General features: G+C 39.3%; 25 protein-coding genes and 2 pseudogenes. 21 read left to right on the top strand and 6 right to left on the bottom strand.

All coding sequences use genetic code 11. The features are described 5' to 3' along the window. Positions 1 to 19 precede the first annotated feature (19 nt). Together B5Y67_RS03155 and B5Y67_RS03150 are read right to left on the bottom strand one after the other, a co-directional pair. Positions 20 to 1,168 (bottom strand): double-cubane-cluster-containing anaerobic reductase, encoded by a 1,149-nt coding sequence (locus tag B5Y67_RS03155; protein ID WP_088225102.1) that lies wholly within the window; start codon positions 1,166 to 1,168, stop codon positions 20 to 22. A gap of 70 nt (positions 1,169 to 1,238) precedes the next feature. After that, positions 1,239 to 2,012: an acyl-CoA dehydratase activase gene (locus B5Y67_RS03150; RefSeq protein ID WP_088225101.1), complete on the bottom strand. Its 774-nt coding sequence runs from the start codon at positions 2,010 to 2,012 to the stop codon at positions 1,239 to 1,241. Between the two features lie 453 nt (positions 2,013 to 2,465). On the opposite strand from B5Y67_RS03150, the gene B5Y67_RS03145 reads away from it, so the two are divergent. The 5 genes from B5Y67_RS03145 (at position 2,466) to B5Y67_RS03125 (ending at position 7,092) form a co-directional block, all read left to right on the top strand. Continuing rightward, on the top strand, positions 2,466 to 3,041 hold the full coding sequence (locus B5Y67_RS03145; RefSeq protein WP_088225100.1) for a CD3072 family TudS-related putative desulfidase: 576 nt from the start codon (positions 2,466 to 2,468) through the stop codon (positions 3,039 to 3,041). After that, positions 3,034 to 3,603 (top strand): CD3073 family putative ECF transporter S component, encoded by a 570-nt coding sequence (locus tag B5Y67_RS03140; protein WP_088225099.1) that lies wholly within the window; start codon positions 3,034 to 3,036, stop codon positions 3,601 to 3,603. Before B5Y67_RS03145 ends, B5Y67_RS03140 begins: the two co-directional genes overlap by 8 nt. Then, positions 3,596 to 4,324 (top strand): energy-coupling factor transporter transmembrane component T, encoded by a 729-nt coding sequence (locus B5Y67_RS03135; RefSeq protein ID WP_088225098.1) that lies wholly within the window; start codon positions 3,596 to 3,598, stop codon positions 4,322 to 4,324. Before B5Y67_RS03140 ends, B5Y67_RS03135 begins: the two co-directional genes overlap by 8 nt. A gap of 26 nt (positions 4,325 to 4,350) precedes the next feature. Next, complete coding sequence (locus B5Y67_RS03130) at positions 4,351 to 5,808, top strand: ABC transporter ATP-binding protein (protein ID WP_170932565.1); 1,458 nt, start codon at positions 4,351 to 4,353, stop codon at positions 5,806 to 5,808. A gap of 105 nt (positions 5,809 to 5,913) precedes the next feature. After that, positions 5,914 to 7,092, top strand: a complete 1,179-nt coding sequence (locus B5Y67_RS03125) for a benzoate/H(+) symporter BenE family transporter (RefSeq protein ID WP_088225096.1) — start codon at positions 5,914 to 5,916, stop codon at positions 7,090 to 7,092. A gap of 174 nt (positions 7,093 to 7,266) precedes the next feature. Here B5Y67_RS03125 and B5Y67_RS03120 read toward each other — a convergent pair whose 3' ends face one another. Next, a complete protein-coding gene (locus B5Y67_RS03120; RefSeq protein WP_088225135.1) occupies positions 7,267 to 9,306 on the bottom strand; it encodes a heterodisulfide reductase-related iron-sulfur binding cluster in 2,040 nt (679 codons plus the stop codon). 870 nt (positions 9,307 to 10,176) lie between these two features. Here B5Y67_RS03120 and B5Y67_RS03115 point away from each other — a divergent pair. The 4 genes from B5Y67_RS03115 (at position 10,177) to B5Y67_RS03100 (ending at position 13,759) form a co-directional block, all read left to right on the top strand. Next, a complete protein-coding gene (locus tag B5Y67_RS03115) occupies positions 10,177 to 10,560 on the top strand; it encodes a YlbF family regulator (protein WP_088225095.1) in 384 nt (127 codons plus the stop codon). Between the two features lie 679 nt (positions 10,561 to 11,239). After that, a complete protein-coding gene (locus B5Y67_RS03110) occupies positions 11,240 to 11,440 on the top strand; it encodes a sigma factor-like helix-turn-helix DNA-binding protein (protein ID WP_088225094.1) in 201 nt (66 codons plus the stop codon). Positions 11,441 to 11,724: 284 nt separating this feature from the next. Then, complete coding sequence (locus tag B5Y67_RS03105) at positions 11,725 to 12,504, top strand: dienelactone hydrolase family protein (RefSeq protein WP_088225093.1); 780 nt, start codon at positions 11,725 to 11,727, stop codon at positions 12,502 to 12,504. 1 nt (position 12,505) lies between these two features. Beyond that, entirely contained in the window at positions 12,506 to 13,759 is a 1,254-nt protein-coding gene (locus B5Y67_RS03100; RefSeq protein ID WP_088225092.1) for an anaerobic sulfatase maturase, read from the top strand. Between the two features lie 327 nt (positions 13,760 to 14,086). Here the strand turns inward: B5Y67_RS03100 and B5Y67_RS03095 are convergent, their stop codons facing one another. Continuing rightward, positions 14,087 to 15,298, bottom strand: coding sequence for an MFS transporter (locus B5Y67_RS03095; protein WP_088225091.1), 1,212 nt, complete (start codon positions 15,296 to 15,298; stop codon positions 14,087 to 14,089). A 130-nt stretch (positions 15,299 to 15,428) separates the two neighbouring features. Between B5Y67_RS03095 and B5Y67_RS03090 the strand changes: the two genes are divergently transcribed. Both B5Y67_RS03090 and B5Y67_RS25155 read left to right on the top strand, forming a co-directional pair. Then, positions 15,429 to 16,304 (top strand): LysR family transcriptional regulator, encoded by an 876-nt coding sequence (locus B5Y67_RS03090; protein ID WP_088225090.1) that lies wholly within the window; start codon positions 15,429 to 15,431, stop codon positions 16,302 to 16,304. A 242-nt stretch (positions 16,305 to 16,546) separates the two neighbouring features. Continuing rightward, positions 16,547 to 16,699 carry a hypothetical protein gene (locus B5Y67_RS25155; protein ID WP_170932564.1) on the top strand — a complete coding sequence of 51 codons (153 nt, stop codon included), beginning with the start codon at positions 16,547 to 16,549 and terminating at the stop codon, positions 16,697 to 16,699. 887 nt (positions 16,700 to 17,586) lie between these two features. Here B5Y67_RS25155 and B5Y67_RS03070 read toward each other — a convergent pair. Beyond that, positions 17,587 to 17,832 carry an acyl-CoA dehydratase activase-related protein gene (locus B5Y67_RS03070; RefSeq protein ID WP_242975810.1) on the bottom strand — a complete coding sequence of 82 codons (246 nt, stop codon included), beginning with the start codon at positions 17,830 to 17,832 and terminating at the stop codon, positions 17,587 to 17,589. Between the two features lie 409 nt (positions 17,833 to 18,241). On the opposite strand from B5Y67_RS03070, the gene B5Y67_RS24805 reads away from it, so the two are divergent. After that, positions 18,242 to 18,385: a hypothetical protein gene (locus B5Y67_RS24805; protein WP_242975809.1), complete on the top strand. Its 144-nt coding sequence runs from the start codon at positions 18,242 to 18,244 to the stop codon at positions 18,383 to 18,385. A gap of 233 nt (positions 18,386 to 18,618) precedes the next feature. Here B5Y67_RS24805 and B5Y67_RS25150 read toward each other — a convergent pair whose 3' ends face one another. Beyond that, positions 18,619 to 18,771: a hypothetical protein gene (locus B5Y67_RS25150; RefSeq protein WP_170932563.1), complete on the bottom strand. Its 153-nt coding sequence runs from the start codon at positions 18,769 to 18,771 to the stop codon at positions 18,619 to 18,621. Between the two features lie 518 nt (positions 18,772 to 19,289). Here B5Y67_RS25150 and B5Y67_RS03065 point away from each other — a divergent pair. From B5Y67_RS03065 to B5Y67_RS03025, 9 genes and pseudogenes are all read left to right on the top strand, one after another. Further along, complete coding sequence (locus B5Y67_RS03065) at positions 19,290 to 19,511, top strand: DUF5320 domain-containing protein (RefSeq protein ID WP_088225089.1); 222 nt, start codon at positions 19,290 to 19,292, stop codon at positions 19,509 to 19,511. A 158-nt stretch (positions 19,512 to 19,669) separates the two neighbouring features. Further along, positions 19,670 to 19,846: pseudogene (locus B5Y67_RS03060) on the top strand (NifB/NifX family molybdenum-iron cluster-binding protein); the annotation flags it as partial. A 3-nt stretch (positions 19,847 to 19,849) separates the two neighbouring features. After that, positions 19,850 to 20,366: pseudogene (locus B5Y67_RS03055) on the top strand (P-loop NTPase); the annotation flags it as partial. Continuing rightward, positions 20,344 to 20,700, top strand: coding sequence for a NifB/NifX family molybdenum-iron cluster-binding protein (locus B5Y67_RS03050; protein ID WP_088225087.1), 357 nt, complete (start codon positions 20,344 to 20,346; stop codon positions 20,698 to 20,700). The pseudogene B5Y67_RS03055 and the gene B5Y67_RS03050, both read left to right, overlap by 23 nt. Before the next feature lie 34 nt (positions 20,701 to 20,734). Further along, positions 20,735 to 21,181: a hypothetical protein gene (locus B5Y67_RS03045; protein WP_088225086.1), complete on the top strand. Its 447-nt coding sequence runs from the start codon at positions 20,735 to 20,737 to the stop codon at positions 21,179 to 21,181. A 598-nt stretch (positions 21,182 to 21,779) separates the two neighbouring features. Then, positions 21,780 to 22,259: a flavodoxin domain-containing protein gene (locus B5Y67_RS03040; protein WP_088225085.1), complete on the top strand. Its 480-nt coding sequence runs from the start codon at positions 21,780 to 21,782 to the stop codon at positions 22,257 to 22,259. A gap of 665 nt (positions 22,260 to 22,924) precedes the next feature. Further along, positions 22,925 to 24,160 carry a (Fe-S)-binding protein gene (locus B5Y67_RS03035; RefSeq protein ID WP_088225084.1) on the top strand — a complete coding sequence of 412 codons (1,236 nt, stop codon included), beginning with the start codon at positions 22,925 to 22,927 and terminating at the stop codon, positions 24,158 to 24,160. A gap of 161 nt (positions 24,161 to 24,321) precedes the next feature. Continuing rightward, complete coding sequence (locus B5Y67_RS03030; protein ID WP_088225083.1) at positions 24,322 to 25,200, top strand: DnaA N-terminal domain-containing protein; 879 nt, start codon at positions 24,322 to 24,324, stop codon at positions 25,198 to 25,200. 76 nt (positions 25,201 to 25,276) lie between these two features. Then, positions 25,277 to 25,843 (top strand): hypothetical protein, encoded by a 567-nt coding sequence (locus B5Y67_RS03025; RefSeq protein ID WP_088225082.1) that lies wholly within the window; start codon positions 25,277 to 25,279, stop codon positions 25,841 to 25,843. Positions 25,844 to 25,863: the final 20 nt, after the last annotated feature.

Below are 25,863 nucleotides of genomic sequence, written 5' to 3'. Positions count from 1 at the left end.
CCCAGCAGGTCATATGTAGTTAAGTGACACTGATAATTTCCAGGAAAGCTTCAATTCGGACTTTCAATTGCTCTATGTCGGATTCGGAGTAGTCTGTCTCGATTTGCAAAAAGGGAACAGTCTTCCTCTCCTGCAGGTATTTCTTTAAACTATAAGACTCAATGTTATAGGTATGACATGCCTGCCAGGTGAGATCTACGACGCCATCGACCTTAAATTCTTCGATTAATCGTTGAACAAGTTCGAAGCGGGTGTTGTTCGGCGACATACAAGAACATGGTGTGGCGAGATATTTCTCGGCGATGGCCAATAGAGGCTCTTTCTCTTCGTCAACTTGGTCACAAACACCTTTATAACCTCCGCAGCTTTCGAAACAAACAACATTGCCTCCGTTTTCCTCTATAATTTGGACGACCTTGTGACAGCCGATTCCCACAGGAACTCCGGTTAAGAGTATTCGCGGTGTATTGGTCTTAAAAGGGGAGACTCCTTGATTGGATAATTCCTTCAATTTTAGGGTTAAGCGGTCAACTCTTTGAATGGTTGCTTCTTTGTCAATACTAAAGCCTCGATTATAAAGAATCGTCAGTAAGTCCAGGCCGCTGATGGGTGAGGGCTTATGTTTTGTAATATCCTGTAAGTCTTTTAAGGACCGCCGTTCTTCATTCAGCAGATGGATGGCCTCTCGTAAGTTTTGCTCAGTAATGGTCACGCTGAAGTCCTTTTCCAGACGGTCTTTCAGCTTGGTTATTTCGCTGTGCCAATACTCTAAAGCGTTCATATCCTGAGTTTGCGGCAGTTGGAGCAGGTGGAGAGGTTTTAACTCCGCAAGCAGTTCATACATTTTTTTCTTGCCGTCACAGGTTGTTTCGGCAATCAGAAGATCGGATATGTTAAAGTAAGGGCAGGCCCCGGAAGCGGCGAATCCATAACTGGATTTTATGAGGGGGCACAGGTTGCGGGGCAAAACCTTCTCGGCCACGGAAATTGGGTCCTGCTTCGTACTGCACAGGGGCAGGGGAATGGCCCCAGCTGCCATGACTAACTCCGTTGGGGTATAGATACAATATTTTCCTACAACCTTACGGCCCTCAGCTTTAGCCGCTTGGATTTCCGCAATACTATTCGAACGCAAATTTTCAAATTCACATAATAGATCGGCTTCCACGTTATTACCATCCTTTCTCTTTGGTGATAGTCGCTTTTTGATAGTTGGGGAGTCTTATGATTAGATAAAACTAGGCAAGTCTAAATTTTTCGAAACCTACGATAGCAGCTCCGAGGGCGCCAACGATTTGAGGTTGAGTGGATATATTGAATTTCAGCTTGAATGCGCTGGATAAAATTTGGCAGATCTCAGGATTGTTAGCAACTCCGCCGGAGAAAGTGACCTCTTCCCGCAAGGGGATTTTCGAGGCTAGACTCAACATCTTGTTTGCTATGGTCTGGACTATTCCGGAAGCAATTGCTTCTTTGGGCACCTCCTGAGCCAGGAGACCGATAATCTCTGATTCAGCAAAAACTGTGCACATGCTGTTGATACTTACTGGTTTGCTGTTCGAAGCCAGTTGACCCAATTCATCTAAGGTAATATCAAGAATGCCTGTCATCACTTGTAAGAAGCGCCCTGTCCCGGCAGCACATTTGTCGTTCATGATAAAATCAGCAACTGTCCCATCATCACTGACTGAGATCACTTTACTGTCCTGACCGCCGATGTCGATGACTGTTTTGGTCTGTGGAAAAAGGAATCTCGCCCCTTTAGCGTGACAGGTTATTTCAGTTACCTTTTTATCGATAAAGGGAAGGGAAACTCGACCATAGCCTGTTCCCACGATAATACTGATATCTTTTTCTTGCAGACCTGCCTTGTTGAGTGCTTCCAGAAAAACTGACCGTCCGGCTTCTTTCGGGTTCCAGCCCGTGGGAATTATAGCTGCACTTCTAATGGTTCCATCAAAAATAACGGCCTTCGTTGCCATAGAACCGACATCAATACCCGCGCTGAGCACTTATCTCACCTTCTTTAAAATTCTCATCAGTTAGGCAGACTAATACTGATTTAAACAAAAGCTCACCCATTCAACACTCGTGCTAAGAGTTCTATTTGATCAATAACCTAATAGCTATCTGTTAACATAACTATTATATTATCCATCGCGATAGAATTAAATAAGAAATGAGGGATAAGAATTAAGTTTTCAATTTTAAACAACGTTCCTGTCCCTCTTCGTTTCTGAAATATGGATTTTGCAACAAATGAGGCCTTGGAATGGGAGTTGTCAGACAAATAAGTACTCAATAATTCAAAACTCAAAGAGAAAAAGCTCTCGGCAGGCAAGTAATGTTGCGGGATTATTAATTAATTGGGTTCTCTTTATATAACAGAAAAATGAATGACATATATAATCATATTGTTATATAATATATTATGGAATAAATGTAATAATATTGGAGGTATTAAAGTGGCAGGTAAGATTGTTTTATTAGCCCATTGCTTATTAAATCCATTTTCTAAAGTTCGCGGTTCACCGGATAATTCTGATTTGGCAATCAAAATACATAAGTTGCTCAGAGAGAATCAATACGGAATTATCCAACTACCTTGTCCGGAGCTGCTTCACGGAGGGCTAACGCGCTGGGGGCAGACAAGATATCAATATAATTCTGTTTTCTATCGCAAGCATTGTGAACTATTGGTCGAGGATATTGTGAATCAGGTGGAAGAATATAAGCGCTGCAATGTTCCAGTTGGCCCTATTCTTGGGATCAACGGCAGCCCCTCATGCGGAGTATCGTATACCTGTGAAGGGCCATGGGGTGGTGAGCTTTCTCAGAACCATGAGTTGATGAATAAGATTGACCAATTACGAATGATACAAGGCAAAGGTGTTTTCGTGGAAATCTTAGAACAACGTTTGCGTTCTAAATCCATTACTCTTGATGTTATTGGTATAGATGAGGAAAAACCGGAAGAGAGCTTGGATAAATTACGCTCTTATATACTTCATAGTGAAGGAAAGGAAGAAGACTATGAATAAAAAAATTGCTTTAGCCTTAATTGCAATTGGCATTGTTATTAATATTGTCGGCGGTACTTTGAATACAGCTCTGAAACTGCCTCTCTTTTTAGATAGTATTGGCACAATGCTGGCGGCAGTGATTTTAGGACCTTGGCTTGGCGCTTTAACCGGAATATTAAGTAATGTTTTTCAAGGGATAGCAGCCGATCCCATTACGATACCGTTTGCGATTGTTAATGGTGTTATTGGTTTAGTCGTTGGTTTTATCGCCAGAAAACGAGGATTTCAGGATTATGTTAGCCCGCTGCTGGTTGGAATCATATTGGCCTTCTTGGCTCCAATCCTAGGAACACCCATCGCCGTTTATCTTTTTGGAGGAGTAACAGGAGGCGGAGTAGATATACTCTATACAGTTTTACTGAACTCCAGTCATGAGATTTTTGCAAGTGCTTTTTTGGCCCGAATCCCTGCCAACCTTTTTGATAAACTAATAAGTGCTTATTTAGTGATGTTTATAATCCGACGTTTACCAAGCAATTTAAAAGGTATCGCGGGAAAGGAAACAAATTTAGTTGTTTAAGTCAGTATTGCACAAGATTAAGACTGGGCCTCGTGCTGTTTCAGTACTGTTTGTTCTTATTTCTTTAATGGCTTATCACTCCTGGAAACCGCTATTAGCATATCTGTTAACATTTTTGGCTTTTGCAGTTATCTTTCATGTATTGGGGCAACTAGTCTCTCGTTTGCTGCCCATACTGTATCTAGGATGCGTTATTGTATTGATTCATTCCTTGGTTAATCCGTCCAATGTTCATTATATCTATATTTTCGGTATAGAAGGTTTTAATTACGGACTAATTACAGCTTTGCGGTTATTCAATATTGCTGCCCTAACCCAACTCTTCTTACTGCTCAATCCACTCCATGAAATTATTTCTGCCATGAGTTGGATTCATCCTGATCTTGGGATCATTTTGGCGCTTGTCCTATCGACTCTGCCTGTCATGCATCAACAGATGGAAATTACACTTAAAGTTCAAACTGCCAGAGGACTGCGGCGTGGCCGTTTTCCCTGGCAGCGTTTGTATGCTTATCTCGTCATCTTGATTCCGATCATAGTAAAAGCTCTTGTGCGAGGGCAAGTTATAGCTCAACTTTTACATGTACGGGGATACGGTCTGCATTTAGCGAAGAGAAATCTGGAGCTGGGTCATAGCGACAAAATAGCAATATTTTTAAGCTTAGGATTTTTGATTGTTAATCTGCTTTTGGCAAACGCCAGCCTTTTGGGTGGCTTGTGAAATCATAAAAAGAGAAGGCAATGGTTATGGTGTCTGTTAGAATCGATCATTTAAGCTGTACTTACAATGGAGCGAAAGAGCCGGCCCTCAAGGATATTTCTTTTACGGCAAATACGGGTGAAATCATTGTCATCAGTGGAAATAATGGCAGTGGGAAATCAACTCTCTTAGCCTGTATTTCCGATATTATTCCTTCCGTTATTTCTGGGAGAATAGAAGGTCAAATTCACCGCCAGGAAGATTTAGTAGAAAATAGTTGGGGTGCCGCAGCTATTGGTGTAGTGTTGCAGGATTCGGATGTTTTCTTAATGGAGAAAGTATACGATGAGCTAGCTTTTCCCTTAAGAAGTTCGCAGGTTGAAGGACCAGAGCTAGAAGAGCGCATATTAAAGACAGCACATTTATTGGGGCTGGAAGACTTGCTTGAACGTAAAATAATTTCTTTATCCGGTGGAGAGCGTCAAAAGGCGGCAATCGCTACTGCCTTAGTCGGAGACCCGCCGCTGTTGCTGTTTGATGAACCAACTGAGCAATTGGACCCGGAAAGCGCTGAATTCTTCGGGGAGATACTGATAAAGCTTGCGGCGGGAGGTAAGACAATATTTGTGTGTCTGCATAATCCCCGCAAAGCGCTCAATTGGTTAGCTCGTCACATTATCCTCAAAGGTGGACGGATGATCTATGATGGACTTCTGACGGAGATGAAATTATCTGAAGGAGAGCAGCTATCAAGAAACATTAATCTCCAGCAAGATATTTTGGAAGCGACGGACACTTACGATAATCAGGCATATAGCGAGGCACCAGTCTTGGAATTGCAAAACTTAACTTATCACTATGAAAAGGGAACAGGTATCGAAGACATCAATTTAATAATTAACCGAAAAGAAATCTTTGCTCTAATGGGGCCAAATGGTGCGGGTAAATCGACATTAATTCAACACTTTATTGGGTTGCTCAAACCCCAAAGAGGCAGGGTTTTAGTAAAAGGAAAAGACATTAACGGAGTTCCTGCTTGGAAACTTGCACGTGAAATAGGAATTCTGTTTCAAAATCCGGATGATCAAATTTTTAATGCCAGAGTTGATGAAGAAATCGCTTGGAATCTTACAGTACGCGGAATACCTAAAAACGATGCTGTAGAAAAAGCTCACAAATTGATTACTGATTTTAGCTTAGAAGGTATAGAAGCTAAGCATCCCCATGACCTAAACCGTTCACTTCGCCAATGGGTGGCCTTAGCATCAGTAATTATTACAAATCCTGAGATTTTAATACTTGACGAACCAACTAAAATGATGGATAAAGTTTTTCTAGTAAAGGTAATGAAGTGGTTACTTGAATATAGGCAAAAAGGCGGTACAATTGTACTAGTTACCCACGATTCAGAACTAAGCAAGTATGCCGATCGGACTGGAATAATTGTAAAGGGTTGCTTGACAAACATTAAATCAAATGAAAAAATTAAAAGTAAATTCTTATAAACCGATAGCCGCGGAATGGATGTTAAGATGAAAGTTGTTATGGTTCCAATCGAAATGATGGCGTGATCACGTCATTTAATTCAAACATTGTTTGGAGAATACAATGTGAACAGACTTAGAGACTTAAATGGTAAAAATAGCGCGGCAGGTCTTGTGTCAGGACTCTTAGCGATAACTGGCCCACCTGCTCTTATATTAGAAGCAGCTTCTCATGGCCATTTTACACCGACACAGACAATTCTTTGGATGTTTTCCGTTTATGTGTTCGGCGGGATCTTCAGTATTTTAATTCCGTTATATTATCGAATGCCTATAGTCGGTGCCCATTCCATTACTGGGGTTGCTTTTCTGGTAACGGTGACCTCTCAATTTACCTACCATGAACTCATCGGTGCATATATTATTTCAGGTGTTTTAATGTTACTGGTTGGATATTTTGGCGTTTTTTCAAAGTTGCTCGAATTTGTTCCTAAACAGATTATTGCTGTAATGTTGGCAGGAATGATCACGAAGTATATGATTAATTTCATTACGTCCATTAATCAAATTCCTTTTATCGGCGGAATGGCTTTCATTACTTACTTTATTTTTAGCAAATGGAAAACTCGGATCCCCCCGATGGTGGCGTCTGTTATCATGGGGACTTTTCTCTTATTTTTAACTCGACCTATAAGTAACATAGGAGCTGCAGAGTCTTTTATTGTTCCAACGATTCAACTACCTGAATTCAATTTTCTAAGCTTCCTTTCAGTTTCCATACCCCTTGCTCTGTTAATATTAAGTAATGATGCAGCGGTTGGAATTGGTGCATTGAAACAAAATGATTTTCACCCACCTATGAATCTATTAATAACCTTAAGTGGTTTTTTTTCGATCCTGACAAGTTTCTTTGGAGGACAATCAGCCAATGTGGCCGGAATGATGTCCGCCATTTGCTCGGATGAAGAGGCAGGCCCCAAGGAAAAAAGATATGTGGGAGCGATTGTTTCTGGATTTATCCTCCTTATATTCGGCTTATTCTCTTGGAAACTGGTCCCGTTGATTCGGATTTTACCTGAGGCTTTCACTTCGATGCTTGTTGGCTTTGCTCTGATAGGTGTGTTTGGGAATAGTTTGTCAATCGGCTTCTCGAAACCAACGATGAAAATGAGTACAGCTTTTACTTTTGTCATCGCACTATCCAATGTTACGATTTTAAATTTAAGTGCTCCCGTTTGGTCGTTGATCATAGGCGCTTTCATTGCACGATATATTGAAGATAACCCAATTGGGACTTCAGATTGATTTATAGGAGAAAGAAATAGGGAGCATCGCTCACCACTTAAAAAAAGTAGTTTTGGGACACTCCCTTCGGCTTTTAGGGGCAGAATAAGCATCGGTTTAAGTGGTGCTTATTCTATTTTTGTATCCTTATCGTTAAATGATACACCTCTCTGAAGGTCTGCCAGATTAGCAATATTATATACAACCTTCTAAAATTTCGGAAATATCGAGAGCTTTTAAGGCTTCTCCTACTTCACGAGACGCTATTCCGTCAACGATCATGGTTAAGCAGAAAGGACATGCGGTACCTACATAATCAGTCTTTGCGTCAATTGCTTCGTCTGTACGCATGACATTAATACGGTTGCCTTCATGTTCTTCTAGCCACATTCGACCGCCGCCAGCACCACAACAGAAGCTCTTTTCACCAGTATGAGCCATTTCTTTTATTTCAAGGCCAACAATTTTGAGTAATTCACGGGGCTGATCATATATCTGATTATATCGGCCTAAATAACAAGAATCATGATAAGTAATCGATTTTCCGGTAATATTGTTTAGCTTAAGTTTTCCGGATTTTACGAGCTCAAGCAAGAAGGTTGAATGGTGCACAACCTCGAAATTCCCGTCTAATTGAGGATACTCATTTTTAAGAATGTTGAAGCAGTGAGGACATTGAGTGATAATTTTCTTAACCCCATATCCCTTCATGACTTCAATGTTTTCTGAGGCTAATGTATAAAACAAGTATTCATTTCCTAATTTACGGGCAGAGTCACCACAGCATTTTTCTTCGTTGCCTAAGATTGCAAAATGAACACCAGCCGTTTGTAACAGTTTGACTAAGGCAGCGGAGACTTTCTGGTTACGTGCATCAAAGGCACCTGAACAGCCAGGCCAATATAAATATTCAGCTGTAGGATCTTCTTCGAAGGTTTTTACTCCTAATCCTTTTAAATAGTCGACCCGTGTGGTCCAACCGATGCCCCAGGGATTCCCGTTATTCTCCATATTTCTGAAGGCGAGCTGAGCCTCGGCAGGGAACCTGGTTTCCATTAAGACTAAATTCCGTCTCATATCAATCGTTTTATCAACATGCTCGACGAAAACTGGGCATTGCTGTTCACAAGAACGGCACGTAGTACAGGACCATAAGTCTTCTTCAGGAATAACTTCACCTATGAGAGAACGTATCGGCAGTTCGACGTTCTCTTCGGTTGCAGCGGTTTCGGCTTCCGCTGTTTGATTAGTTAAAGCGTCTTTATGTGCGGCTTTAACTGCCGTACCTGTTTCTTCCATTAAAAGCCGCATATCCTGAATGATCTTTTTGGGATTTAAGTGCTTTCCACTTAAATAAGCTGGACAGCTATCCTGGCAACGTCCACAACGTAAGCAAGCATCCGTATTAAATAAAGTTTTCCAAGAAAACTCGCGTAGTTGACTTTTTCCAAAGGTCTCAAGACTTTCATCTTCAAAATCTATAGGCTCAGGTATTCCGATGGGTCCTCTGTTACGGAAAACTATATTTAACGGACCCAATAGCACATGGAATAATTTCGAATAAGGGAAGTAAGCGATGAACGTCATTGCTAGGAGTAGATGGAACCACCATAAAAATCTATGCAATGAAAGTAACTGTGCTTGATTAAGGGATGCTTTGAGGGGAATTGATATCCATTGTCCAATAAATCCCCATCCGGCCCATGGATCAGGTGTTGCCGCAATACGAGCTCCTTCAATTAGGAAACCTGTTAGTAGTATTATAAATATTAAGGCTAGAGTGATTGCGTCATCCGTTTTATTATCTAGGCGATCAGGTCTTTGTATATAGCGACGATATGCTGCTATTACGATACCGAGGATAGCTGCTAATCCAAAGAGATTCGCTGTCAGCTTTATAAACAGATAAAGCCATCCGTGGAATATTTGTAAGCCAAAATCAGCTTGCAACGTGATCATTGCTGTTGCAAAGGCTAAGAATACAAATCCCCAAAAAATACAAAGGTGCATAATTCCTGGATAAGAATCTTTTAGGATTCGCTTATGCCCGAACCCATAGACAATAATATCTTTTACACCCTGCCATAGATATTTCCAGCGATTCTCAGGTTGCCCTAATTTCCAAAGTGATACTCGTTTGTACACTCCGTAGCCGAAGAAAATAAGTGCAATGATGAAGAACAAATAGAGCCAGTGCTCTCCTTCAATGTTCCAATACACTTGACGTGTGGCCATGCTCATGCTCATCTCTCCTCATTTTGATCTGCTAAGCACCTGAACAAGCACTTCGCAGATCAAATTTACGTTTTAGAATCTTTATTTTTGTTATAGCTAAAGGGTAAAACTTACTGTAGAGTTGGCAAGGACATTAAGACGGGTTTGCGGCAAGGGTATACTTATCAATTATTGATTCAGGCATACTATTAAAATTTTCAGGGGTAACGCCAATGACGATGCTCTCAATCTCCATATTTAACCACTCCTCCTTCATAAATAAAAGCTATGATAAGAACTGCATTTTGTATTTAACGACTATTAATTTATCGTTAAATACTAGAGAACGATCGCGGTGAAGCCCTATTTTAAAGGGTGATTTCAAAATAGACTAAGTGTTTTAATAATTCAAACTAGTTTTATTGCTTTGATTATACCTCCGGGTATAATAAACTTCAATGGCATTTGGCGTTTTTGGAAAGATCCCTACAAACGAATATTCCGATTTGTGTATTAACAATTTTTATGATCCTCAAGCTTTTCCCAAAGCTATTGGAGCTAAAACTAACCTTCTTAATCTTTTAGCTAGCTGAAGGGTATAGAGGAGAGCAAAGAGCAAGAAAAAAGGGAATATTTTATTACTTTAAGCCAGATAAATCGACACAATAATTAAAGTATTAAAGGTAAAATAATAGATAAGAACTCCAAATAAGTTTTAGCATCTGGTGATCGAAAGGGAGAGGATTATTGTCTACTTTACACGGAATGTTTTTGAAGATGGTGAGAGGCTTAGCTCTTTTAGAATCTTGTAATGAAAGAAGTGGAGTTGAGTTCTAATAAAACGAAGGGACCTATAAGGTTGAAGTAATTTAATTATAGGGAGGAATTCAAATGACTGTATTGACTAAAGCAAAGGATTTGTGTGAAGCTATTGCTCAATCAGATGAATTTCAAGAACTAATTAGAACTGAGACAATACTAATAAATGATATCGATGCACAAGATTTGATTGAACGCTTTAATAAGTTACAAACTGAATTAGAAAATCTGTTCCGTCAAGGAAAAAAGGCTACTGCCCAGCAGTTTAGCGAACTTAGAGTTCTGGAAGAAGAGCTAAATAAAGACCTGTCTGCTGGCCCCTATTTTAAGGCACAGCATAAATTTACTGACTTGTTGTCGCAAATAAATAAGATGATAAATGACACAATTCAACTAAAAAATAATATCGGTACAGGCCATTGCATCTGCGGTAAACATACTTCCTTCGGCTCCTAAAAAACTAACAATCTGGAATTTATACTATGAGATGTCACCGTGGACGCAGCACGTGGAGATCGTAGTAAGTTTGAAAACCGTGACATTTTTAAATCCGCCTGTAGCAAGGGTTTCGGGCCTGGGGAATTATTGAAATATACTAACAATGTTAAGGCCTCTGCTTATGCGGGCGGGGGTCTTTTTGTGTGTGATGGAACGTAATGTCGCAGGCAACTTTTATGCTCGGTGTGGAGAAAGGGAAAAGGCGGGCAGAAAAACAAAGTCGTAGACGCCGTGATAAGGCTGGCAGGTGGAGATTTTTTTACGAGGAAATAATTAACATTAAAATACAGAGGATGTGTTAATAATTCATAAGTACATTTATGTAGAATCTAAGGCTGCAGGCTATTTCACCCCTTCGGAAAACATAGAAAACTGATTGATGAGTACAAGCAAGGAAGGCTGGAGATTTATCGCTGCTATTCCAACTGTTTTTAATATTTTTGGTGTAATTAAAAAATATGACTTAGTGTTTGAAAAGGAAGAATAAATGTTAGCGTAACTTCTGTATAAATATGACCGTCCCACGTAAAAATCTGGTTGTGCAAATAATTCAACCGTAAAGGAAACATATCCAGTAAATTCCAAATCATCTATGACAGATAATACCCAAACAATATGATATGGATGGGGTGATTCTTTGTATACCCGGGAACAAATAATTGAAGCAATCGAGAATTGTCTGAATGAACGTGAACAGCAAATAATCAAAACAAGATTTGGACTCGATAATGGAATAACTGTGCCTCTAAACGAAATTGAGTCGATATTTAAAGTTTCACGGGAAGAAGTACGCAAGATTGAAAAGCGGGTACTAACTTATGTGAAGTGTCATATTTAGTAGAAATAAATGGGGGGGGTACGAAACTAAAAGTTAACATAAATCCAATATCTGAGGATTTCTTTGAAAATAGTTAATCAGCCCCGATTTTCAATATTGAAACCGGGGCTGATTAGTATTATGAATACACAATAAAAGGGCGGCTAATTTCTTGCAGAGGCTAAATTTACAGCAGAGCAAAACTTCAGCAACCAAGTGAGGCGGAGTAGATCAAGTAGCCAAAATTGTCCATTGAATATATAATTAGATGAAAATACTATAAATAGCGCATAAGGAGGGTTATTATGTGGAACCAATTAAGAACTGATGAGTATGAAGGAATGCTGGCTGAAACTATCACAATGCCTGGGCATAAAGGTGATCAGATACATGCCTACTTTTCACGACCGCTGGGGAAAGGACCGTTCCCGGGGATAATTTTGATTCCTCATATGCCTGGATGGGATGAGTTCTGCCGTGAGACCGCCCGCCGCTTCTCCCAACATGGTTACCTAGCTCTTTGCCCCGACATTTATTGCCGGTTCGGGCACGGGACTCCAGATGAGATATCGATAAAAGCCCGCGATGCAGGTGGCGTTGCCGATGATAGCGTAATGGGTGATTGTGAGGGGGCTTTGGATTACCTTAATTCTTTACCATATTCTAATGGAAAAGTAGGCGTCATTGGTATGTGCTCTGGCGGACGCCACGCCTTTCTTGCGGCATGCAAGGTCAGTGGTCTTGATGCAGCAGTCGATTGCTGGGGGGGGCGCGTAGTCGTTCCCAAAGAAGAACTGACACCAGCCCGCCCTGTTGCTCCAATTGACTATACATCTGAGTTATGCTGCCCTCTTTTGGGGCTGTTTGGAAATGACGACAAGTTTCCGACGCCGGAACAGGTTGACATGCAGGAAGAAGAGCTTAAGAAATTCGGGAAAAATTATCAATTCTACCGGTATGATGACGCAGGACACGGATTTATGTATTATCACAGCCAAATGTATCGACCGCATCAGGCGATGGATGCCTGGGAGAAAGTTTTTGACTTTTTCGGTGAACATTTGAGTACGGAGAAGAGAGATTAAGATGCAGCCATTTGTTGTTATGGCTAAGCCGGTCGGGTCGCTGTGTAACTTGAAATGCAGTTACTGTTACTATTTAGAGACAGGACGTTTTTTAAAGAGCCAGCATCAACAATTTCGTATGTCGGACAGCCTTTTGGAAACTTATATTCATCAATATATAGCGTCAAGCCCGGGGCCTGCCGTACAGTTCACATGGCATGGCGGGGAACCTACATTAGCTGGATTGGACTTCTACCGCCTTGTTTTGAAACTGCAGAAACGCTACCTCCCGGAAGGATGGAGCTGTTGGAACAATCTTCAGACCAACGGGATTCTGCTGGATGACGAGTGGTGTTCATTTTTGGCTGACGCCCACTTTGATGTGGGGCTGAGTATAGACGGTACACAATGGCTGCATGACAAAAATCGCAAAGATCACAGTGGTAGCGGATCTTATGAACGGGCAGTTGCGTCAGTCCGCCGTTTGCAATCTCATGGTATTCAGCCTGATTTGCTGTGTACCGTAACATCCGAAACAGCAAAAGAACCGCTCGCCGTTTACCGGGCGCTCAAAGACCTTAATACGGGATGGATTCAATTCATACCAATTGTACGGCTCACTGAGAATGGACAGCCGACAGCGGACTCTGTGATGAGCGAAGAATACGGAGATTTTTTGTGTACGGTTTTCGACGAATGGATCCGTCACGATCTTGGACGGCTGGACGTCCAACTGTTCGCGGAAATAGCATTGGTATGGTCTGGAGGGAATGCCAGCTTATGCTGGATGGCACCAACCTGTGGCCGAGTACTCATCGTTGAGCATGATGGTAGTGTATACTCGTGCGATCACTTTGTTAATCCTGACCACCACATTGGTGACATTGAATCTTCCCCACTGAGTGTACTTGTGGACTTACCGGTACAACGCCGCTTCGGGAATGAAAAGCAGACCAAACTTCCACAACAATGCTGTTCTTGTTCATGGCTTGAGATATGTAATGGGGGATGTCCAAAAGACAGGTTCATTTTAGCAGAGAATGGAGAGCAGGGACTTAATTATTTATGTAGTGGGTTACGGCATTTTTATGCTCATGCTGAACAACCCTTGAGACATGTCATGCAGCTCAGAAAACAAGGGTTAACAACGGACGCGATTAAGGCTGAACTGCTTGCCAAGTCACAGGCCCGGTGGCGAGATGTTAGGCGAAATGATCCCTGTCCCTGTGGTAGCGGCCGCAAAGCAAAGCATTGCTGCTGGTCTAAGCGGCTTTAAAGACTAAGCTCTTCGGAACTGCTTTCTAAATTCACTATTTCAAGCACCTGATTTGGTTTAACCCTGCAAAAGGTAACACGAAGGACGTTAATGTTAACTCATTAAACGCAAATACATAAGTATGAGCGTATCTATTGGGCAAGGTACTATTTTAAGAGGCATCTTCTGGATAAGGAAGGTGCTTTTTGCTTATGCTTTGTGCACTTCAATAATAGGAAAACCATGCAACACTACGTGATGTTACAGAGAAACCTTCTTTACACCTGAGTAACCAGAGCTAAGAAGATTTTTGTTCACTCCGGTAGGCGCAAAGAAGGCAATTAGTTTTTATCTCCCTGTAATTTCACTAGAAAGCCCGGGCTGGATCTCAAGAGTTTCTTTGTTGTGAGTAAGTACTAAATATTGAAGTCCAGTGACGATAATCAGCACCACTCCGGCTACATAAATGGATCGATATCCCGAACCGCTGGCCATGATCCCTAAGGCATATGCGCCGATTGCCATACCGGCATCCATCGAATTAAAGAATAAGGAGTTTGCTAAACCCACCCTGTGTGGTTCGACTGAACCGATCGTTTGAGTTTGTAAAATTGGCGTGACTGAGCCATAACCGATACCAATCAAAGCTCCGGCGATTAGGAATAAGTAACTTGCGTGGGATTGACTCAACAAGAACATTCCTATTGCGAAGATAACAAAACAAGGATAAACAATAATTTTTGCCCCCAATTGGTCTGACCAACGTCCAGTAAACGGGCGGGAAATCATAATAAATCCAGCGTAGATCAGGAAGAATGAACTAGCCACAGAGGTTAGGCCTAAATCCTTCATATATAAAGCAAAAAAGGCGGATATACCCGAATAAGCACAGGCTAAAATAAATGTCGCTAAAGCAAAAGGTGCAGCTTTTTTATCAAACAAGTCATTCCAAGAAAATTTACTTTTCTCTGAAAGTGTTTTTGTTGCGTCATCTATGTCCGGAACTTTGATAATTACAGCCAGAATAATATTCACCACAGATATAAGCATACACGTAATAAAAGCAGTGTTGTAAGCATTGACAGCTGCGAATTTCAGTCCGATAAACGGACCAAATACCATCGCTAAGCTCATTGCTAGGGAAAAATAGCTTAATCCCTCTCCTCGCCGTGAAGCTGGAATGAGTTCTGCGCAAATGGTCCCTTTTGCTGTGGTAATAACACCAAACGTCATCCCGTGAAAAACCCGCAGCAGGAGTAATGCCCAAATATTCTTTGCTGCAAAGGGATAAAGCAATGTTCCCATGAAAAAGGCCACTGTGGAATAAACAAGGATTTGCTTTTGTGCGCCTTTACTCAACCATCGGCCTGCAAAAGGCCGAATTACGATAGCTGCTCCCAAGAACAGTGTCACCAACAGTCCTACTTTGTCTGCGCCTGCATGGAGTGTACCCACCAAATATAAAGGGAGAGCGGTTAATAACACATAAAAAGCTAGGAAAATAAAAAAACTGAGGGTCGTTATACTTAAATAATCCTTCGTCCATAATTTTTCTTTCATACTCAACTTTGCCTCCTCTTCTAGTCACAACTTTTAAATTGTAACTCCAATCAGGTATGCGTAACAAATTGTCTTTGACATGGTTTTGTTGCATAATTGTAATATCACTTTTTTGATGGAGGAAAGTTTAATGGACTGGCATCAACTGAAATATTTTCAAATTCTGGCTGGCATATGTAACTTCTCAAAGGCTGCAGAAGAATTAACCCTTTCCCAAGGTGCACTAAGCCGAACAATCTCCCGGCTCGAACAGGAAATCGGGGTTCCATTGTTTAAAAGAAAAAGTCGTGGTGTTGTGTTAAACCGCTATGGAGAAGTCTTCCTTGAGCATGTCAACCGGGCTTTGTGGGAAATAGACGAGGCAAAGAAAAAAATCGACCATATGGTCGATCCCTTGCATGGTACGCTATCGCTTGGCTTTATTCAACCGCTCGGGTCAAGTTTCATCCCGGAATTAATCAGTAAGTTTCAAAAAGAAGCTCCCGGAATTCAATTTCATCTAACTCAGGATACCTCCAATCAAATACTGAATCAGCTGGAATCAGCTAAAGTTGACGTGGCCTTCTGCACTCTGCAGCAACCTTTTAAAGACTTTAGCTCCTTACCTATAATGACGCTGGAGCTATTTTTAATAGTTGATAAAAATCACAGGTTGGCAAACGTTGAGCAGATTGATTTAAGCGAATTGGCAGCTGATCCATTTGTTCTTTATAAACCTCAAACTGCACTCCGTGATAGCGTTGAGAAACTGTGCAATAATGCCGGTTTCCAGCCGAAAATGTCGTTCGAGGCCTTCGATGAAAGAACAGTAGCCGGGCTTGTCGGCGCTAAATTTGGTGTTGCACTGATTCCGATCTTTCCGGGGATTGATCTGAAAAAGGTTTCACTAATTCGTGTGCGTAATCCCAGATGTTCTCTAAGCATTCACATGATCTGGAGATCTCAGGGGTATTCGTCACCTGCGCTAACTCGATTTAAGTCCTTTATCAAAGATTCGGCAACATGATCCTATTTGGGGAACGGATACGTAATCAAGATTGCTATGCCTTGTTCGGTAACCGCTAGTATTTACCCAATTAGGTTTACTCTTGCTTATAGTATGTCAAGAGTTATCAAAACCGCCATTTTAAAGTCTTACTCTGTTTTCCATCGAGACACTTTAAGATATTGTGAAGCGTTATTAGGACAACTGCATAGGATATGATATACAAGCCTTCATAAATACTTTGATTACAAGGGGGTGTCATTATGGCTTTAGGTTCAGGCGCTTTATGGGCTGCACTAGGAAATGTTTGGGCTGCTCTGGGAACTTTTTGGACAGCGTTTGCTGTTTTGTGGGCTGCTATAGGAGATTTGTGGGCAGCTCTGGTTGCATTGTTTGCTGTTCCGTTTGCTGCATAAAAGGAAGGTAGACCGGTTATGGAGAGACTGCAAAGAGCCCTGAATGCTGGGGCTCTTTGCTTTTTTCATTTTTAGTTGATCCCTTGTCCTTCATTTTCTATTTGGAAAATATGTTTCCATGAACCAACATACAGAGACAGTTGTACTGCTGAAGAAGAAATGAAGATGAATAAGAATATATCATCAAACTGTAATCAATCATCTTCAGGAGTTTCCAGAGTCGATTTTAAAAAAGCAAGGGTATAGAGTAATAATTGTCGAAAGGCATCTCGTGTTTTATTAGATAAACGAAGAAGCTGAGTTAGTTATTATATATGCCATCTTGATACAATTAATTAACATAAAAAAGTCCAGCAATGCTGGGCTTTTCAGCGTTTTGGGGGAGGTTAAGCATCGTTTTATGAATTGCCCCGATGGCGTGGGCAGTTATCTCGTTTTTAATAACAACAGCGTCCGTCATTGCCCCAATCAGTTTACGGGCACTGCCTGTGGTACCGACTGCGACAATTTTTTCGTAGTGTTGTCAAGCTGCCTCTTTAAAGTGGACAATAGTCGTTTAACGGCTTTTAGGGGATCACCCTCTGTCCACAGATACTCACTTGCCTTAATCTTATTGTGTTCATCGATGACCACCCCTTTGGTAGAAATGGAGCCGATATCAATTCCTAAATATGCCTGCTCATTTCTTAGTGTCCTTTCTCATGATTATCATGTCATAAATAGCCTCGAGACGAGTATTAAAACTGGTCTCGCTTGATTGTGTGTCAAAGGAAAGATAGAGAATTGGAATTTTAAAATCATTGCTGATATTTTGTAGAACTGGAATGGCATCAATTTCCGGTGTACAACCAAAGGATTTGACATGAATGATCCCATCGTAGTCCTTTTTAGAAAATCCAGTGCTCTGTCAATGGTTGCCATGCTGGTAGCCCCCATCGGATACATGGCATAATTTTTATTTTTGAGGACAAGCACGATTCGTCTATAGCATAGGCTATTCCTTTTCGAACAATGTCTCTGTTGGTATCCGGGCTGACAATATAGTCGATTTTCAGTTCATTAAAAAAACTTTCCCAAAGATGCTTGTATCTATAATATAAGAGTGCTCTTGGTATACCAATCTTGATGATCATCACCTTCTTAAAGTGTATATTGGCGGAAAGGTTTCTTTAGAGAGTATTATTGGAAATTACCTATTTTGTATTTCCGGTGTAACAATATATACGTATATACTAAGGTATGTACATTCTTGGAAATTTGGGACTAAGTCTGTAAAAACAAAACGCCTAAAACAGCGACATTTTCGAACTCGTCTCTTGCGTTTTAACATCAATTCAAGGCTATGGAAAGGTCGGCGCTTTTTATGCCACAGTCCGAATTTATCGGCTGTGGTTTTTATTTTTGTATACATTGCGTTTAAACTCCATTTAAGTTCGGTTTAAATAGCAGCTTTATACTATGCTTATAGAAACCAAACAGGGTTTAGAAATAATACTATTGAAAAGAGGTTATTAACATGGATAAGGAACATTTTTTATCAACGTGAAAATCTTTGATGGTGAGCGTGTAATAGACAAGCAGTCTGTTACAATCAAAGGAGAAAAGATTGTCAACATTGGAGGTCCGGCTCCTGAAGGCGCAGGAATTATTGATGCGAAAGGCTGCTATGTTGGACCTTATTTATAGAGGAACAGCAGTTATAAATTTAAGAACGAATTTTATGTACATTCTATAATAAGCTCATAAACTTTAGCCAAAATGACGTTAAGGCAAAGTCTTAACGTCATTTTCTTAGAGATAAACTATTGAATATATCTTCCCATTTTCCATTTAAAAACAAAAAGCTAATGATGTTTATTTTTTAAACACATTAGCTTGAGTAATCTAAAAAATTTAGCCATATTCACAATCTTCACCTCTTAGGCAGTGCGCTTATTCAACTTAAATACTTTCTTTCTATTTAACATAGATTTTTCAACTCTGGTTTTCAATCCGTACTGTTGCCTATAATCTATAAAAACAACTCCATAAATAGCAATCATTACAATAATACTCAAAATTCCTGATAGCATATGAAACCCCCCTTAATTATATTGTTTGCTCTTTAGGTATAGAATAACACAATACTTAGCAAAATGTCATATTAAAATTATGTATTTGTCAAATAGTTTTTAGTTATGGTAATATTTGCCTCTGTGTAAATCTCAAGACAATCTTTAAGCCATAGGGTATATAGTTGTACTTAATAATAAGCGAATTTGCTATCGATGTGATTGTTTTTTAGAATATTATCTATCCGAATTCAAAAAGAAATACTTAATACTATTTTTCATAATTAGCTTATTTAATATTGTGGCAATATAAAAAGATAATAGTCATTCTGTATATTATAGGGCCATAGAACAAAACAAAGGAGAACAGTATAGCAATTTATGTTATGCGGCAAATGCCCAGTTGACCAAAGTGAATAAAAATAATAGTCTATCAACTTGTGACAGTAAATACTCAATAATAATTGACATATGTTCAAAAAGAACTATAATAGAAATCGAAAAGGGCATATGTCAATAACCAAAAGGAGGTAATTAGAATGCCGGGAAGAGATGGGTCTGGTCCAATGGGACGTGGAGCAACGAATGGAAGGGGCTTCAGTGTTTGTTCTGAAGGTAATGTACGTCGTAGGGGTGCTGGATTAGGTCAAGGACAGGGTCAATGTCAGGGTCAGGGGCAGGTACAAGGTCAAGGAAGGGGTTGCAGACGAGGTTTTGGAAGAACACTTTCGACAGATCCTACTGCAACAAAAAAGCAATAAGAATCGATTGAAAAGAAAAAGAAATTACTTGAAAGTAACCTTAATATTAGAAGCAAACAACTTGTTAGCTTTTAATCAGTAATAAAGCAGCAGGAGTCTCCTGCTACTTTATTACTGATTAAAACTGACAAAACAAAGGAAATAGAGAAGGGTAGGTGCTTTATGATACGGAGTCAAAGGAAAGTGTATTTCTGGATAATAGTGCAGCAGCTAGCCAAGGTGGTGCAGGGATCAAGGCTGCACAGATCATTGTGGATAACAAGGTAAGTGTTTTAGTTACCCCACGATCTGGCGAGAATACTGCAGAGGTAATTAAGTCCGCCAATATAAAAATATGACTATTACCTGTCAAAAGTAAAACAGGTATCGATATTATGTCGATTAATCTTCTTTTGGAAAATGATACAGACCCTGTAATCTGGAGAGAGGTAGATTTCATGTTTATTGATCTGCCGCCCGGTACAGGTGACGTACCGCTTACTGTATTCCAATCCATTCCAGTTGACGGATTAATAATTGGACTTCTCCGCAAGAGCTTGTTTCAATGATCGTATCTAAGTCGGTTAAGAGGCTAAAACGATGAAGATACCCATCATCGGAATAGTTGAAAATATGGCATATTTCAAGTGTCCTGATTGTGATTAAGAATATAAAATATTTGGTGAAAGTCATATTGATGAAATTGCTCAAAAACTCAACATAGATATTCTTGCTAAGTTACCAATTGATACCAGAATCGCAACAGCCTGTGATAAAGGTTTCATTGAACTTTTTGTGGGTGATTGGCTTGAGAATATAACAAATATGTTAGAAAAAATGGAGGAAAAGAAAAATGAAAATTGCAGTGGCAAGTAAGAATGGAATGGTAACAGAACACTTTGGGTATTGCGAGAGTTTCAATATTTTTGAAGCAGAAAACAATCAAATAGTTAAGAGTGAATCAGTACCAAACCCCGGACATAGGCCTGGCTTTTTACCGAATTTTTTAAACGATATGGGAGTTAATGTTGTTATTGCCGGAGGCATGGGTGGCAGCGCCGTCAGCATCTTCAACGATAAAGGTATTGAGGTTATTACAGGTGCACAAGGAATCGCTGAAGTCGCTGCAAAAAGCTATTTGCAGGGCGTACTTAAATCTACTGGCTCTGTTTGTCACGAACATCAGCATCATGATGAATGTGGAAATTAAATGAGGAAACCTGATTATTTGAAGGAGGATAAACATGGAAAATATTCAAAACCTATTAATCATAGTTAACAGTGGCATCGATAAGCCATACAATCAGTATGCTTCTTATGTTGTAGCTTTTATGTCCAAGCATATAGCCAAGATTGAAAATGTCACATTATATTATGGGCCGTATGGAGTTAACATGTCTAAAAAGGGCATGCTAGCAACCCTTAAATTAACAGATGATCTTAAAGAATTAATTGCGAGTCAACTGGATGGTGTAACTAAGGATGCACTTCCAGATAATCTTGAATTGATGGCTCGTTTTGTGAAAGATAAACTAGGGATAAATATTGTTTCATGTGCTACATTTAATGTTATCGATGGTGTTTCCCAAAATCTTGAAGACACATCCCAAATGGAAGACTTCATTATGCCGGTTAAACTGCCACTGGCAGCCCAGGAATTAATCGGCGCTGATAAAATATTATACTTTTAGTTGACTTAACGGTAACCATATTAATTTATAGTTACCGCTTTTTTCAGTATCTCAACGGTAGGTGTTCCACCGCTTAGCCTTAATTAAGTAAAATGCATAAAAATAAAAAGCTAATGATGTTAATCTTGTAAACACATAAGCTTGAATACCTCTAGAAAATTTGGCCGTATTCACAATCTTCACCTCTTAGGCAGTGCGCTTATTCAACCCAAATACTCTTTTTCTATTTAACATAGTCTCTGGTTTTCTATCCGTACTGTTGCCTATAATCTATAAAGCAACTCCATAAATAGCAATCATTACAATAATACTCAAAATTCCTGATGGCATATGAACCATCCTTAATTTTGTCGATTTGCTCGACGTCATACAGCGAAACAGCGGCAATGGCGCATCTGTTCAGGAGATCATGAAAACGCTTGTCCTCAGGAAAGTTCGTTTCAGTTATTTTTCTAAAAGTTGCTCTGATTTCTTATTAAGCAAATACACCCCTTTGTTATTAGTTTTTCCACCCGAAACGGTAAAAGGTTTAACCCAAAAATGTATTTCCAAACAGTGGGAACAATGTTAAAATTGTGTTTAAAAGGAGGAGAATCTTATGAAAATAGCTATAGTTTTTTATAGTAAGACTGGTAATACCAGAAAGGTTGCAGACCTCATAGCTGAAGGTGCAAAGAAAATCGATAAAGTTGATGTAAAAAGTATGTCGATCGAAGAAATTGACAATGAATTCTTGAACGAAGCCAAAGTAGTTATCTTTGGATCACCGACGATTGCAGGAACCTTAGCATGGCAATTAAAGCAATGGTTAGATACAGCTAAAAATGTCAGCGGAAAACTTGGAGCTGTTTTTGCTACAGCAAATTATGTTGGTGGTGGTGCAGAGGTAGCGGAACTCTCAATGATTGCTGAGATGTTAGTAAAAGGTATGTTGGTCTACTCCTCAGGTGTTGCTGAGGGACAGCCTTTCATTCATTATGGAGCTGTGTGCATTAAAGATGGGGATGATGGGCAAAAAGAGCGAGCAAAAATATTTGGCGAAAGAATTGCTAGAAAAGGCTTAGAATTATTTAACTAACACCCCAATTAAAAAAGTTACATGTTGGAATTGTACTAAGGGCTAAATTGTTGACATAATTAGTTTTATGGCAAGTTTTTATTGCAAATAAGGTATTCATATGTAGACAAGTTTATATCAACACAATATGTTGTGTTTTTAGCGAAAATGAAGTATGTTTCTTCACACATTTAGAGTAGTGTGGGGAAACATATTTTTTTGTCCATGTACCCGTGAACTTGATATAAAACTATTCTTGTGTTCTTTAACAGTCCACTACATAGATCAACTGCATCAGAAATAACGGGCTTTAGGTTAACTCATATGTGGTTTTCGTTGATTTGGTTTTTATTCTATTTTAGACTTTGGAAATTTAATAAAATTACTGATTAGGTAAGGCGAGTCAATTATTACTCTCTTCACAATGATAAGAATATTTGTTATTGACATATGCCGTAAACCTTGTATTATTAAAAATAGGACATATGTCAATAACCTAGGAATTATGCTCACTCGTAGTGTAATATTTAACCTTATTATCCGTATAAAACCATTTGTCTTTGTATTTTGTCCGAATCTTTAGCGAAGCATTAGACCTTTAAACGCTTGGGTAAAGGATTGAGGTGAAGAATGACCCGATAATTCCAGGTGCAATTTAAACTATTTAATGTCGGAGGTACTGTAAGATGCATGAACAAGAACCAATAAGAGTTAAAAGTTTAGATCCAACATTGCGTGATGAAATAGCAGGACTATTAAATGGCTGCGATTTTTCTAACTGTCTCACTTGTGGTATGTGCACAGCTGGTTGTATTTATAGTGATCTTCATAATGATCAAGACCCTCGTAAGTTTATACGTAAAGTAGTTCTCGGTATGCGAGAAGAAGCAGAAAATGATCCATTTATCTGGAATTGTACAATGTGTAATCGATGTACCGTTGAATGCCCTATGGGAGTGAATATAAACGCAATCACGAGAGCCTTTCGAGGAAAAGTTGCACAGCCGCCCGGTTATTTGCAATTTATCGCTGATGATCATATACGGACTGGTAATCAGATGGGTGTTGATCAAATTGAGTATGAGGAGACATTAGAATGGATTGAAGAAATGATGCAGGAAAATCTTAAAGATCCGACTTATAAGATTCCTTTAGATGTTCCTAATGCAGATTTCTTCTTTGGATTTAATGCTCGGGAGATTAAACATTATCCAGCTGATCTTCAAAGCATTTTAAATGTTTTCCATGCAGCTAAAGCAAACTTTACAATTAGCTCTAAACGTTGGGATGCTACAAATATATGTTTGTTTACGGGTAAAAACGATGAATTTGCTGAAATTTCGCGCCCGTTGTTTGAAGAAGCTGAGAGGTTAAATGCTAAGGAAATTATTGTCACAGAATGCGGGCATGCTTTCCGATCAACCAGAGTGTTTGCGCGTGATTACTGGAAAGGAAAACAGTTCCCTGTGCGGAGTATAGTTGAGCTCTATGCCGATTGGATTAAAGATGGCACTTTAAATCTAGATAAGACAAGAAATACTATCCCAGTGACCCTACATGATCCCTGTAATATGGTTCGTAAAGAGGGGGTTGTTGAGCCTCAGCGCTTTGTGCTGAGCAATACTGTAATGGATTTTCGCGAAATGTTTCCTAATAGGAATTATAATATTTGTTGTGGAGCTGGCGGAGGAGCAGGTGCAGTTGCTGAAACTAAAGCAATGCGTATGATTAAGGCTAAACCTAAGGTTGATCAATTAGTGGCTACAGGTGCCAAAATTGGGTGCATCCCTTGCCATAACTGTATGGATCAGTTTGTTGACATGAATAAGTATTATAAACTTGGTATGAAAATGATGCATCTCACTGCCTTAGTAGAAGTTGCATTGGGTTTAGTAGATGAGGAGAAGCAATTTTTCCATTAAATTGTTTTGCATAATCGCTTAAAAATATATATGACGTCTTATCGGTTGTAACTTTTTAATAATGACTGGCCATTTGGGATTGAATTTGAGCTAATTGGGTTTAAGATCTAGACTTATATGAATAGAAGGAATTGTTTACATTCACGTTGGAGGCTGTAGGTGTGAAGGTTACAATTGTTAATCGTCAATATGAGAATAAAGTTTTTTCAAAAGGTCAATTTAAACAGTTTGCTCTAAATGTAGCAGGATTTTGTAATTTATCGTTAACCGATCTATTTATTTTAATTCTTCGAAAAGGTACTGATACTAGCATAAGATCAACAGTTGAAGACCTAATAAATATCTGTGGGATTGGCAAGACGATTAATTGTCTAGCATTTCATTCTAGTTTTTATATAATAAAGTTTAGACTTCAGATTTACTCGAATGATTTGAATGTTCAGTATAACATTAAGGGTAACATAGAAAACGCTAAGCAAATCCTATACTTGACAGAAAATACTTTGGAGCTTACAAGGCACCGTGAACAAGGGACTGGCGAATTGAGCTTCGATAACGTCCAGTCTTTTGGGAACACTCAAGTGAACGGTGAATTACGCAACATATTAATTAATAATGAGTTATCTACTTCTCTTAAAGATTTATGGCAAAGGGCATTAAATCTACTTAAGTCACTTATTCCAATAAGAGCCTATGAGAATTGGATTGCCCCTATAGTTCCAAGTTTAGATGGAAATCACTTAATATTAGAATGTGCAGACAAATTTGCGAAAGATTTGATAGAAAATTGTTACAAGAAGGACATCATAAAAATCGTACGATCCATCAAACCTTCTGTGGAGGGAATAATAGTTAGAGTCAGTGACTTCCAAAGTGACGAGAGAACTAATAAACATGAATGTATTGAAATTGAAGAATCATTATTCGACCTTATGAAACAGGTTTATGAAAGGGAAACCGAAAATTCGGTTGGATCATTTGACGAGTATTTTAACCAGGTGATCATGACGCGTTGCCTAGAGCGTATAGATAATTGTTAACATAACATTAAATAAATTCAAAGAACTATACTCAAAAGGCTATTCTCCATAAAGCAAGTGGAAGAGGTAACGTATAGTGAGTACGGAAATTACACGTCATTACGAAAACAAAATCTTTAATAAAGATCAATTTAAGAAATTTGCTCTAAAATTATGTCGATTCCTTAATATATCACCATCGGATGGTTACGTTTACTTACGTCAAAAGGATCAAGATTTTGAGATAAGCTCTAAAGTCACTGCTGATGAATTGGAAAACATCTGTGAGTTCGGAACTTCGGTTAGTCGACTGGATTTTCATTATATGTATAACGTTATTAGTTTTAGGCCATGCTCGAATTCTTTGAATGTTTTGTATGTGATAAATGGTAATATGAAATATTCCGAGAAACTCATATTTTTTGTAGAAAACGTACTAGAAATTACAAGACTTACTGAAGAATTAAGTGAGTTGTCTGATGGATATGGTCGTAACGAGGCAAATAATAAACGACAATATCTCGAAATTGATAAACCAGTATTCGACCTTATGAAACAGGTTTATGAAAGGGAAACCGAAAATACTTTGAGATGGACATTAGAAAAGTTTCTTCATCAAATGCTCAAGGCACATTGCCAAGAAATTATGGGTTATAACCAATAAGCAATGAAATTAATCTAAGT

Source organism: Desulfosporosinus sp. FKB (assembly GCF_002196705.1).
Classification (GTDB): domain Bacteria; phylum Bacillota; class Desulfitobacteriia; order Desulfitobacteriales; family Desulfitobacteriaceae; genus Desulfosporosinus.
The sequence above is the reverse complement of the archived record's forward strand: the minus strand, read 5'-3'. Positions and strand labels throughout refer to the sequence as shown.

Bases quoted from the DNA above. Each gene is read 5' to 3' on its own strand.
- B5Y67_RS03095 (WP_088225091.1), bottom strand. From the start codon at position 15,298: ATGAAAGAAAAATTATGGACGAAGGATTATTTAAGTATAACGACCCTC.
- B5Y67_RS03115 (WP_088225095.1), top strand. From the start codon at position 10,177: ATGACTGTATTGACTAAAGCAAAGGATTTGTGTGAAGCTATTGCTCAA.
- B5Y67_RS03040 (WP_088225085.1), top strand. From the start codon at position 21,780: ATGAAAATAGCTATAGTTTTTTATAGTAAGACTGGTAATACCAGAAAG.
- B5Y67_RS25155 (WP_170932564.1), top strand. From the start codon at position 16,547: ATGGCTTTAGGTTCAGGCGCTTTATGGGCTGCACTAGGAAATGTTTGG.
- B5Y67_RS03100 (WP_088225092.1), top strand. From the start codon at position 12,506: ATGCAGCCATTTGTTGTTATGGCTAAGCCGGTCGGGTCGCTGTGTAAC.
- B5Y67_RS03120 (WP_088225135.1), bottom strand. From the start codon at position 9,306: ATGGCCACACGTCAAGTGTATTGGAACATTGAAGGAGAGCACTGGCTC.
- B5Y67_RS03050 (WP_088225087.1), top strand. From the start codon at position 20,344: ATGAAAATTGCAGTGGCAAGTAAGAATGGAATGGTAACAGAACACTTT.
- B5Y67_RS03090 (WP_088225090.1), top strand. From the start codon at position 15,429: ATGGACTGGCATCAACTGAAATATTTTCAAATTCTGGCTGGCATATGT.
- B5Y67_RS25150 (WP_170932563.1), bottom strand. From the start codon at position 18,771: ATGCTATCAGGAATTTTGAGTATTATTGTAATGATTGCTATTTATGGA.
- B5Y67_RS03035 (WP_088225084.1), top strand. From the start codon at position 22,925: ATGCATGAACAAGAACCAATAAGAGTTAAAAGTTTAGATCCAACATTG.
- B5Y67_RS03045 (WP_088225086.1), top strand. From the start codon at position 20,735: ATGGAAAATATTCAAAACCTATTAATCATAGTTAACAGTGGCATCGAT.
- B5Y67_RS03140 (WP_088225099.1), top strand. From the start codon at position 3,034: ATGAATAAAAAAATTGCTTTAGCCTTAATTGCAATTGGCATTGTTATT.
- B5Y67_RS03070 (WP_242975810.1), bottom strand. From the start codon at position 17,832: ATGATCATCAAGATTGGTATACCAAGAGCACTCTTATATTATAGATAC.
- B5Y67_RS03065 (WP_088225089.1), top strand. From the start codon at position 19,290: ATGCCGGGAAGAGATGGGTCTGGTCCAATGGGACGTGGAGCAACGAAT.
- B5Y67_RS03105 (WP_088225093.1), top strand. From the start codon at position 11,725: ATGTGGAACCAATTAAGAACTGATGAGTATGAAGGAATGCTGGCTGAA.
- B5Y67_RS03130 (WP_170932565.1), top strand. From the start codon at position 4,351: ATGGTGTCTGTTAGAATCGATCATTTAAGCTGTACTTACAATGGAGCG.